Origin of the sequence: Adlercreutzia sp. ZJ473 (genome assembly GCF_013185065.1) — a bacterium.
In the GTDB taxonomy this organism is placed as follows: Bacteria; Actinomycetota; Coriobacteriia; order Coriobacteriales; family Eggerthellaceae; genus CAAEEV01.
This window is the reverse complement of record NZ_JAAVTO010000071.1, coordinates 1-9,952: the sequence shown is the minus strand read 5'-3', so window position 1 is coordinate 9,952 and position 9,952 is coordinate 1. Positions and strand designations below refer to the sequence as shown.

General features: G+C 57.8%; 9 protein-coding genes and 1 pseudogene. 5 read left to right on the top strand and 5 right to left on the bottom strand.

Annotation, left to right across the window (positions count from 1 at the left end):
* Positions 1-221 precede the first annotated feature (221 nt).
* The 4 genes from HRL41_RS10900 to HRL41_RS10885 all read left to right on the top strand — a co-directional run bounded on the left by HRL41_RS10900 (position 222) and on the right by HRL41_RS10885 (position 6,469).
* The gene (locus HRL41_RS10900; RefSeq protein WP_172137053.1) at positions 222-2,945 is read left to right on the top strand and encodes a molybdopterin-dependent oxidoreductase; all 2,724 of its coding nucleotides are present in this window, start codon (positions 222-224) and stop codon (positions 2,943-2,945) included.
* Between the two features lie 63 nt (positions 2,946-3,008).
* A complete protein-coding gene (locus HRL41_RS10895) occupies positions 3,009-3,587 on the top strand; it encodes a 4Fe-4S dicluster domain-containing protein (RefSeq protein WP_172137052.1) in 579 nt (192 codons plus the stop codon).
* An 11-nt stretch (positions 3,588-3,598) separates the two neighbouring features.
* Entirely contained in the window at positions 3,599-4,987 is a 1,389-nt protein-coding gene (locus HRL41_RS10890; RefSeq protein WP_172137051.1) for an SLC13 family permease, read from the top strand.
* Positions 4,988-5,086: 99 nt separating this feature from the next.
* Positions 5,087-6,469 carry an SLC13 family permease gene (locus HRL41_RS10885; RefSeq protein ID WP_172137050.1) on the top strand — a complete coding sequence of 461 codons (1,383 nt, stop codon included), beginning with the start codon at positions 5,087-5,089 and terminating at the stop codon, positions 6,467-6,469.
* A gap of 41 nt (positions 6,470-6,510) precedes the next feature.
* Here the strand turns inward: HRL41_RS10885 and HRL41_RS10880 are convergent, their stop codons facing one another.
* The 5 genes and pseudogenes from HRL41_RS10880 to HRL41_RS10865 form a co-directional block, all read right to left on the bottom strand.
* On the bottom strand, positions 6,511-7,005 hold the full coding sequence (locus HRL41_RS10880; protein ID WP_172137049.1) for a hypothetical protein: 495 nt from the start codon (positions 7,003-7,005) through the stop codon (positions 6,511-6,513).
* Between the two features lie 172 nt (positions 7,006-7,177).
* Positions 7,178-7,382: pseudogene (locus tag HRL41_RS12245) on the bottom strand (transposase); the annotation flags it as partial.
* 47 nt (positions 7,383-7,429) lie between these two features.
* Entirely contained in the window at positions 7,430-7,585 is a 156-nt protein-coding gene (locus HRL41_RS10875) for a helix-turn-helix domain-containing protein (RefSeq protein ID WP_172137048.1), read from the bottom strand.
* Positions 7,586-7,821: 236 nt separating this feature from the next.
* Complete coding sequence (locus HRL41_RS10870; RefSeq protein ID WP_172137047.1) at positions 7,822-8,577, bottom strand: ATP-binding protein; 756 nt, start codon at positions 8,575-8,577, stop codon at positions 7,822-7,824.
* 1 nt (position 8,578) lies between these two features.
* Entirely contained in the window at positions 8,579-9,172 is a 594-nt protein-coding gene (locus tag HRL41_RS10865) for a hypothetical protein (RefSeq protein ID WP_371808842.1), read from the bottom strand.
* Between the two features lie 109 nt (positions 9,173-9,281).
* On the opposite strand from HRL41_RS10865, the gene HRL41_RS10860 reads away from it, so the two are divergent.
* On the top strand, positions 9,282-9,713 hold the full coding sequence (locus HRL41_RS10860; protein ID WP_172137045.1) for a hypothetical protein: 432 nt from the start codon (positions 9,282-9,284) through the stop codon (positions 9,711-9,713).
* Positions 9,714-9,952: the final 239 nt, after the last annotated feature.

Below are 9,952 nucleotides of genomic sequence, written 5' to 3'. Positions count from 1 at the left end.
TCCTAGGTCTTTCCAAGTTGTTAGTCGGAAAACTCCTGGAGGATTCTACCTATGGCATGGAAAGTTCCAAGAGGATTCCGATTGGCCTCTTGGAGCTTTATGATCACGCAGTTGTTTTGACGCTCACTGCGCTGTTGCGTTGAGCGTTGAAGGCCACTGGGCAGTTTGAATTCCCTGCCAGGAATCGTGAGCGATTCCGGGGGCAAAAGAGAGGAGAGACGATGGAAGTTACTGCGTCGGAGAGAGAGAGGGTCTACGGGCATTGCCGGGCTTGCCACATGAATTGTGCGGCCTACTTCGTGGTTGAAGACGGCAAGGTCGTTGATATGGAGCCCGTGAGTCAAGCGGAAGGCGGCACCGGCCATATCTGCGAGCGTGGCCTTGGCTCCATTCAGCTCCAGTACAGCCCAACTCGCGTTCTGCACCCGCTTAAGCGTGTTGGCAAGCGCGGCGAGGGCAAGTGGGAGCAGATTTCGTGGGAGCAGGCCATTTCGGAGGTCGCGCAAAAGATTTACGAAATGTCGAAGGAATACGGTCCGGAGACCTTTGCCCTTCCTGGGCGTACTGGTCGCCAGGACATGGGCTGGGTGGCCCACCGAATCGCGCGCACCATTGGCACGCCGAACAACTACTTCGGCCCTCAGCACGTCTGCTGCCTTCCGCGTACCTCCCAGTCGATTCACTTCGGCCAGCTCTTCAACACTGCTTTCGGGGTTGACCCCAATGCCAAGCTGTACTTGGCGTTCGGTAATGAGGCCGCGTATTCCTGGCCAATGCTCAATGGGTTCCAGGCAGCAGCGAGCGCTGGAGGCGACTTCCCGCGCATTGTTCTGGATCCGGTTGGGGGTCCGTGGCCCCTCAGCGCCACCGAGTGGCTGCCCATCCGTCCCGGAACCGACCTCGCCTACCTGCTGTGCCTCATCCGAAGTTTGATTGACACCGACTCCTATGAGGTTGAGTTCGTTAAGACGTGGACAAATGCACCTTTCTTGGTTCGCCAGGACACCGGCGAAATGATCACTGAGGCCGACACCGCCCAGGGCGGCAGCAGCTCGCGCTACCTCTTCATCGACAACGCCGACGGCAAGGTTAAGTACTGGGATGCGGAGAACATCCAATGGGAAGGCGGAGTGAGCGGGCGCGAGCATTATGAGAAGTGCCTCGAGAACTTCTCCGAGAACATCATGACGCTGGAGCTCTCTCCTGCCGAAATGCCCGAGGGGATGGATCCCGCTCTGTTCGGCGAGGTTGAGATTCCCATTGGCAAGAGGGGCCACACTGCCACATGCGTGCCTGCTTTCCAGCTGTTGAAAGAAACGGTTCAGGAATGGACTCCGGAAAAGACCGCCGAGGTTACCGGCCTTGATGTCGAGCAGATCAAGCGTACCTGCGAATTGGTGGATACGCTGCATCCGATCGATGTGTACGAGGGAACCCAGTACATGGCTACCAATTCCGGCCCTTACTTCAAGGCGATTAACGTGCTGCGCATGTTGACGGGAAGCGTGGACGCGAGCATGGGGAGCAAGATGGGCCAGCTCTACCCGATTACCCCCATGCCGTTCCCGGGCGAGTTCGAGGTGAGCTACCAGGACGGCTTGCCCCTCGAGCAGCAGCGCAAGCGCCTTGGCTACTACAACCACCGCATGGCCTGCGGTTTTGCGTGGGAAGAAATGGCCAGGTGGCACCCGGCACGTCCGGAGAACTCCGACGCCATGCTCATCTGCCCGGATATCAATGAGGTTCTCACGGCAGCCGAGACGGGAGTACCGTATCCGATCCATGGCATCATCTCCATCGCGTCGAACTGGATCATGCACGATCCCTCGACCGCGCGCATTATGTCCATTCTGGAAGATGAGGACAAGATTCAGCTTCATGTTGTCTCGGAGATCGTTATGACGCCGACGGCGGAGATGGCCGACTACGTCTTCCCCGCGCAAACGTGGATGGAGCGCAATTACCTGGAGTTCAGCGTGGGTGGCGTTACCCCATTCAAGAACGCCTTCAGGCGTGCGGTGGAGCCGTTGGGCGAGGCGCGCCACGATTACGACTTCGGCGCGGCGCTGGCTCACAAGCTCGAGGAAATCGACCCTCGTTACAACAACGACCGCCTTCTCAACTCCGAGAATACCCTGTACTGGGGTGGCGAGTACGGCAAGCTGTGGGAAAACGACACGATCGACGAGGAGCGTGATCGCTGGTGCCGCGAGTTCACGGGCAAAAGTTGGGAAGAGTGCCTCGATCTTCGGAAGGTCGAATACGGTGCTCAGATGCAGCCCCTTATGCAGCAGTACCTCTACGCCGGCAAGTTCCCTACCGATACCGGCAAGTGCAACCTGTTCTCAACCGTTCATCAGCATGCCGGCTACGATCCCTTCCCGGTTTACGAGGAGCCTGCGGAGTCTCCGATTTCCCGTCCCGATTTGGCGGAAGACTATCCGCTTATCTTCTCTTCGGGCAAACGCCAGCCCGGTTTCTTTCACTCGGAATTCCGTCAGCTCCCCTGGATTCGCGAGATTTCTCCGATGCCCGAGGTATTTATCAACCCGGAGACCGCTGCCGAGTTTGGCGTCACGGATGGCGATTGGATCTGGATTGAATCGCCCACGGAAAGCGGCCGCGATCGGTTCAACCGCGTCATGGGGCGAGTCAGCTTCCGCTTCGCTATTCGCCCTGGCGTCGTGAGCTATGCCCAGCACGCTTGGTGGCGTCCGGAGCGCGCGGCCGATCAGGACATCCACGGCGCATTCGAGTGGAACGTTGAGGGTCTTCTTGAATGTGTGCATGGTGGAAAAGAGAACGGAACGCCCGGATTGCGCTCATCTCTCTGCAAGATTTACAGGTGCAGCGAAGAAGATATCGCGCGCTACAAACCGGTCATCACCCGCGAAGAACTTGAGAACCTTATGCCCAATCCCGAAATTGCATTGGAGGCGAACTAGAGCATGACTCGCTTAGGATTTGTTATCAATCTCGATACATGCTCCGACCATCGAACCTGTATGATGGCGTGCAAGATTAAGACGAACTCGTTTCTGGGATCGCACTACACCGATACCAAGACGAACCAGAGTCTGGACTTTCCGAATCCGAACACCTATTTCATCCCAACGCTGTGCAACCACTGCGAGCGTCCCTCCTGCGCCGAAGTGTGCCCGAACGAAGTGCTCTATAAGCGCGAGGACGGCATCGTCGCCGTGGGGGACACGTCGATTTGCGGCCAGTGCGATTCGAAGGCGTGCGTGAAGGCCTGCCCGTACTCTGCAATCTATCTTGACCCCTTAAGCGGGGAAATTGGGAAATGCGACATGTGCGCGGATCTCATCGACAAGGGCGAGACACCTGCGTGCGTGGGGGTCTGCTACCTGAACAGCATCTATTTCGGCGATTTCGACGATCCTAACAGCGTCGTCTCGCAGATTCTCGTGAGCTGGGACGGGTATGTCCATCGCCTGGAAGCGGGCTCGAACGGCGGGGTTGCGGTGTATTATATGCTCTCCAAGAAGAAGTGGGAGAACATGGATCATCTCGTGAGCCCGTCGTGGAAGAACGAAGATTTCATCATCGAAGAAGCAGTTTGTTAGGAGGCTCGGTCATGAATGGATTGACGAAGAAAATCATTCTCCTCGTTGTTGCCGCCGCATTAGTGGTGGCGGGAATATTCGTACCGATTGACGGTCTCTCCCATGAGGGGACGATTTCGCTGTTCATCATGCTTGCTGGCGTGGTGCTGTGGGTGGGAGGCGTTATGCCGCTTGCTGTGACAGGTTTCTTGCTGATGCTCCTGCTCATTGTGCTCAACGTGGCGACGGCCAACGATGTAGTGGCCGGGTTCATGAACGCGACCATGCTGTTCATCCTGTTCGTGTTCTCGTTCGGCACCGTGCTGAAGAAGACGCCGTTCTCACAGAAGCTGGTCGGCGTGGTGCTGAAGATCAGCAAGGGGAACTCGTCTCTCATTTGCCTCGGGTACCTTCTCGTTGGCTGTGTGATGTCGATGTTCATGGCGAACCTCGCCGTTGTTGCCATCCTGCTTCCGATCGGCGTGTCTATTCTCGAGGCGCTCGGTCAGCCGAAGCTGAAGTCCCATATGGGCAAGATTATGCTGATGGGATTGCCTATTGCGGCCATGGTAGGTGGCGCTGGCACCCCGATCGGTCATCCAATGAATGCGCTTTGCAATAGCATGCTGGAGCAGATTACGGGCATCTCGGTTAACTTCGGCATCTGGTGCCTTGTCGGTATTCCCGTTGCCATTGTGGTCATGATTCTCACGTTCCTCATTCTGAAGCTCATGTTCAAGCCCGAGCCGATTTCCGAGGAGCAGTTTAAAGCGCTGGTGGAGAAGTTCAACGACATCCCTCCTGCCACGGCCAAGGACAAGTTCGCTCTCGTGAGCCTCGTCGTTCTAGTGGTCATGCTCATCGCTGGTACGTGGATTCCTCTGCTGAGCGTCCTCAACGTCGGCCTGCTGGGCATCATCTGGTTCATGTTCCCCGGTGTCGAGATTCTCACGTGGGATGAGTTCGTCGGGGGCATTGCCTGGGACGTGTTCTTCATGTTCGGTAGCGTGAGCGCCGTTATCCAGGTCATGCTGAAGACGGGTGCCGCCGACTGGCTCGCCAACGCGCTGGTCTCCCTGGTGTCTGGTCCTGGTTTCGTGATTGCCCTGGCTCTTACGGTAATCGCCTGCATCATTGTCGTGTTCTTCCCCGTGGGGCCCAGCTTGCTGCCGGTTATGTTCAGCCCGTTCCTCGGACTGATTGCGGCTTCGGGTATGCCCGAGGCGTGCATTCCGATTCTCCTCGCGTTTACTTTGGGCAGCGGTTTTGTCCTTGCGATTAACCCACCTATGCTCATATCGATGGGCTCGGGATATTGGAAGAGCAACGAATTGGTTGTGCCGGGCATTGCCACCACGGTCATGTTCGCAATCGTCGTTGGCTTGGGCGTGCCGGGCATCCTGCTCCTCGTTGGTGCGTAAGGCATCATTGGGGGTTGGATAACTGTTAGTTGAACCGAGGAGCGTCTTCGCATTGTGATTGGCGCTCCCCGGCTCGTTGAGCGTGTTGGGGGAAACGACATGAATCGCACTGCTACAACGAAGCAACTTGTTGGCCTGCTGTGCTCTGTGGCGGCGCTTGTCGCGGCATTTTTTGCAGGCGATAATGCCCTGCTGAAATCGGTTCTCATTCTCGTTTCGGGGGTGGTGCTTTGGATTGGCGAAGTACTGCCCATGGGCATCACGGGAGCGGCAATCTGCTTCTTCCTCATGCTGACGAATGCCGTACCCTCGTTTGCCGAGGCGTTTCTCGGGTTTTCCAACGCGACAACGTGGTTCATCTTGGCGATTTCGGTTCTCAACGTGATTGTGGCCAATAGCCAGTTCGGACCGATGATTTACGAGTTCATGATTAAGCGCGCAGGTGTCGACCCTAAAAGGCTTGTGCTCGCGTTCATGGTTTCCGGCATGGTCATTTCGTCTATTCTCAACGATGTGGCCTCGGTGATTCTCATGCTCAGTCTTCTGATGCCGCTCATCAGGACGCTTAGGTTGAAAAAAGGCTCCAACCTAGCGAAAGATCTCGTCATCGGCATTACCGCTGCTTGCAACTTCGGCGGCTTCGCCACGCCGGTCAGCCATACGCTCAACATCATAGCTATGGGGATGCTCGAGGCGCAAACGGGTAGTGGCGTGAACTATGCGGAATGGATGCTCATGGGTGTTCCGCTGAGTGTTGCTATGACATTCATTGCTTGGTTGAGTCTGGTAAAGGTGTTTCCTCCCGAACCCATCAACGAGAAAGCCGTTCGGGACTATATGTCGCAGCGCGGCAGTGTGGTATTGGGAGCGTATGATAAGAAGGTTATTGCCCTGGTCGTCCTCTTCCCGATTCTCTGCTTCCTGGGAAGTTGGATTCCTGTACTGAGCATCACCAACGTTGCCCTTATCTATATGGTGGTGTTGTTCCTCCCTGGCGTCTCGTTGCTGAGTTGGGAGGACTTTCGGAAGAATAATACGCTCGACGCTTTCTTAATGCTTGGTGGAATACTGTCCGTGACGGAGGCAATCAAGAGGAATGGAGGCGACACACTCATCGTCGACTTGTTGAACCAGAGCGGTCTTCTGAATTTGCATCCGCTTCTCTTGTTCCTGGTGATGGGCGTTGCCATTTATCTGGTTCTGTCGTTCTGCCCTTCCGCCCCCGCCGTGCTTTCAATCGTTTTGCCTACGATTCTGGTGTATAGCTCGACAGTCGGGCTAAATGGGCTTGTGCCGACGTTCATTTTGGCAACAATTGGAGCTGGAAGCTTCCTTCTTCCGCTTACCCCAACGGCTATTCTCACCTATCAGAAGGGATACTATTCCTTTGCCGATTTCGCAAAAGTCGGCTGGCTTCTGAGCGTCGTCTTGATAGTTGGCGTCGTCTTCTGGTCGTATTCAGTTGGCAGCGTGCTGTTCTAACGTTGCAGGTTGCCAGGTCGCGTTGCGGTTATGCGGTTTCCCTAGAACTCCACCGCATATACCTGGCCCGCACCGTAGAGCTTGCCGAAGATGTACTTGTTGGAGGCCGCTTCGTCCAGCGTGATGAGGCGGCCTTCGTGGGATTCGATGCCCTCCAGCATGGGCGGGCCGGCCAAGTCGTCCACGAGGTTGCGGGAATCCAGGCAGAACAGCGGCACCTCGTCGCCGGCATTGGTGGTGAAGGTACCGTCAGGAGCGCTCAGGTTCACGTCGTAGGCGAGCAGATGTGACGTCGCAAGGCCGTAAGAGGTGGAAAGCGCGATGTAGCCCTCGCTCGTCATGCACGTGCCCTGCACCATGCCGGGAATGGAGAATTGCTGCTCCACCCTGTCGTAGAAGGGCGCATAGGCGGTGCGCATGTAAATGTTCAGCCCGAACACCGCTACCAGCGCGATGCCCACAATGACGCCAACGACAATGCCGACGACTTTCAACGCCCGATGGCTTCCCTTTGCTTTCGCATGCGCCTTAGCCATGACGACCTCCTTGGGTGGAATTGTTGTGCTTTCAGCATAGCGGAAGAAGGTTCGGTGTGCGCTGGCGCTTTCGTGCCGTTATCCGTTCGTTGGCCATGCGAGTGCAGCGGCGCTTCGGCAACGGTTGCGTTGAAGCGGCCTCGTTGTTGTATACTCTTTAGTCCTTGGATCTTCAAACCAATCGCAACGATTCTGAGTAATGGACCTCGTACGGTGTCCTGTAGCCCAGGCGCTTGCGCGGCCTTTTTATTCAGCTCATCATACACCAGCTGGATATCGCCTTCCTTCACTCGCGCAAGCGAACGGCCTTTGGGGAATTACTCCCGCAGCAGGCCGTTGGTGTTCTCGTTTGTTCCCCGCCGCCATGGATGGTGCGGCAGGCGCAACGCCGCTCTTCGTAACGGTGCTGCGCGGTCGAGGCGCGCTAGAAGCGCTCGCAGGAGCTGCGCTCAAGCTCTCTGGATAGGGTCGGCTTAGCCCGCCCTATCTTGCGGGCAATGCCGGATATGCTTTCGCCTTCCCGATGCAAAATCATGATGCCCTCGCGCTTGGATAGCGTAAGATGGGTGTGGTGGCCCATGGCTCCCTCCTTCGTATGATGTTATAGGCAAACACCATTCTACAGAGGTCCATGAGCCGCTGCTCATTCGGAAGCGTTGCATTTGAAATGAAGATTCAAGGCTCAAAAATATCCCGCTGGAATAGTTCAGGAATAAATCTAACTTGGCTAGTAACCCCCCGCGGTACCGGCGATCACCTAACTTGGTACCGGCGATCAGCAAAAGACGGTACCGCGGGTAAGCTGTTTTGGTACCGCTACGCAGCACCTCTCTTCTTCGCAAAATACTCTCTCATGTTGGGACCCTCCAAGTCTATGTAGCGGGCGCCGGTGGCGATGCGGTTGAGGATGGAGTCAGCCATAAGCTCCCCTTCGATGCGCAGGTACCACTCGTTGGGCTCGAGCTGCGAGGCGATGATGGTGGCGCAGCGTCCCTCGCGTGCCTCCATGATCTCGAACAGGTCAACGGAGTTCTGCGTCGATATCGGCGTGGTCATGAAGTCGTCCAAGATAAGCAGGGGAACCGTCTTGTAGGCGTCCATCTTCTCGTAGTAGCTGCCATCGCCCGCGGCGCGGGCGCGATTGAGCTGGTCGCACGCATCGGCAAGGCGCGTGTAGCGCGTCGGGATGAGCTTGCGGCACGCGGCGTTCCCGAACGCCTGGCACAGGAAGCTCTTCCCGCAGCCGGTCTTCGAGATGATGACCATGACCTCGCACCTCTCGACCCAGCCGCAATCGGAATAGCGGAGTATTCGATCTTTGTTGATAGTGCGGTCGGGCAGATAGACCACGTCCTCGACGCAGGCCGAGGGCGTCTTGAACCCGGCCTGCTTCACGTACTTGGCGACCTTGCGGTCGCGCCTGGCCGTGGATTCCGCGTCCAAGAGCGTCTCCATCTTCTCCTCGAACGTGAACTTGTCAAAGGAGGCGTCATCGACCATCTCGCGCAGCTTGTCTCCCATCGCCTTTATCCTGAACTGCCTGAACAAATCGAAGTGCTCTTCGGTCAGCATCTCATTCACCGCCCCTTCTGTACGCCTCCGCGCCGCGCAGGCGCCCGGCCGATTTGGCGCGATCCACCAAATCGCCGGGCGCTGTCTGCGCAAGGGGCCTGTTGTTCGCCCGCGCCTGGGCGTCCGCCGCCCTCATGGCGAGGATCGCGTTCTTGAGCGAGGTATAGCTGGGCAGCGCCGACGCGGCGTTCGCCTTGGCGCACGCGCGCTCGAGCAGCTCCGGCGCGTAGGTCTTGGACAGCCCGAGGATGTTGCGGCAGGAGACGAACGACTGCTCCACGACCGCACGACTTGCGAGCACCCGCCCGACCGCGGCCTCGGTCTCGGGGCCGACGCGCCGCGCCCACGACCTGAACCGGTCCGGCGACCAGGGGTCGTCGAGGGCCGCGTGGTTCTCGGGCATGTGGTCTATGTTCGTGGAGTACTGCCCCTTGCGTCCGAGAAGACGGGGGTGCGCGGCCACCGTCCGGCCGCCGTGCAGGATGGACGCCTCGCCCGGCGTCAGCTTCACGTCGACCTGCTCTCCTATGAGGGAGTGGTCGACCGAGTAGCGCATGTAGTCGACCGTGACATGGAATGGGCAGCTGGGGCAAATGCGAAGTTGGCGCTCGGCGCCCCGCTCTGTTGCTTGACTTCATCCGGTAAGTATCCATTTGTATTCGCCATGCGGGAAATGGGTCCCGCATGGAGGAATGGAGCCGAAGATGGAAGTCATTCAGGATTTGGTCAACGAAGCGGTGCGGTCGATGAAGGAGGCGGGGCTGTCGGATGGCTACATCCGCAGCTTCTCGAGTACCTGGCAGACCTTCGACGCTTGGCTGCTCGGGCACGGTGCAGGGTATTCACCCGAGCTGGGGGACAGCTTCCTGCTCGAGGCGTACGGAATCGGCCGTGGCGGTAGCACGGTGAGCATGGAGCGTCGGCGCAGAAGGGCCCTCGCGATAATAAGGAACTGCCACGAGCACGAACCGTATCGGCGGGTCGAGGACAGGAAGTACGAATCCTTCTTCCGCGAATGCCACGAGGCGGACTTGAACGAGTTCCTCGACGAGCTCGGGAAACACTACTCCGACTCGACCATCTGCACCTACGTCTACGTCCTGAACAAGCTCTCCCCATACCTAGGTAAGCACTGATTTATTACCGTTTGACGAGCTGACACGGCCCATGGCTGCGTTTGCCTCCGGCCCCGTACCCCCCTACTCGGGGTCCGGCTACGTCTACGTCCTGAACAAGCTCTCCCCATACCTAGGTAAGCACTGATTTATTACCGTTTGACGAGCTGACACGGCCCATGGCTGCGTTTGCCTCCGGCCCCGTACCCCCCTACTCGGGGTCCGGGGCCGTTTTCGGGCGCAGATGTCCGCGGGCGGGC

What these genes read in the sequence shown, in the direction of transcription:
- HRL41_RS10860 (WP_172137045.1), top strand. Translation starts at nt 9,282, where the DNA reads ATGGAAGTCATTCAGGATTTGGTCAACGAAGCGGTGCGGTCGATGAAG.
- HRL41_RS10895 (WP_172137052.1), top strand. Translation starts at nt 3,009, where the DNA reads ATGGCGTGCAAGATTAAGACGAACTCGTTTCTGGGATCGCACTACACC.
- HRL41_RS10900 (WP_172137053.1), top strand. Translation starts at nt 222, where the DNA reads ATGGAAGTTACTGCGTCGGAGAGAGAGAGGGTCTACGGGCATTGCCGG.
- HRL41_RS10870 (WP_172137047.1), bottom strand. Translation starts at nt 8,577, where the DNA reads ATGCTGACCGAAGAGCACTTCGATTTGTTCAGGCAGTTCAGGATAAAG.
- HRL41_RS10885 (WP_172137050.1), top strand. Translation starts at nt 5,087, where the DNA reads ATGAATCGCACTGCTACAACGAAGCAACTTGTTGGCCTGCTGTGCTCT.
- HRL41_RS10875 (WP_172137048.1), bottom strand. Translation starts at nt 7,585, where the DNA reads ATGGGCCACCACACCCATCTTACGCTATCCAAGCGCGAGGGCATCATG.
- HRL41_RS10890 (WP_172137051.1), top strand. Translation starts at nt 3,599, where the DNA reads ATGAATGGATTGACGAAGAAAATCATTCTCCTCGTTGTTGCCGCCGCA.
- HRL41_RS10880 (WP_172137049.1), bottom strand. Translation starts at nt 7,005, where the DNA reads ATGGCTAAGGCGCATGCGAAAGCAAAGGGAAGCCATCGGGCGTTGAAA.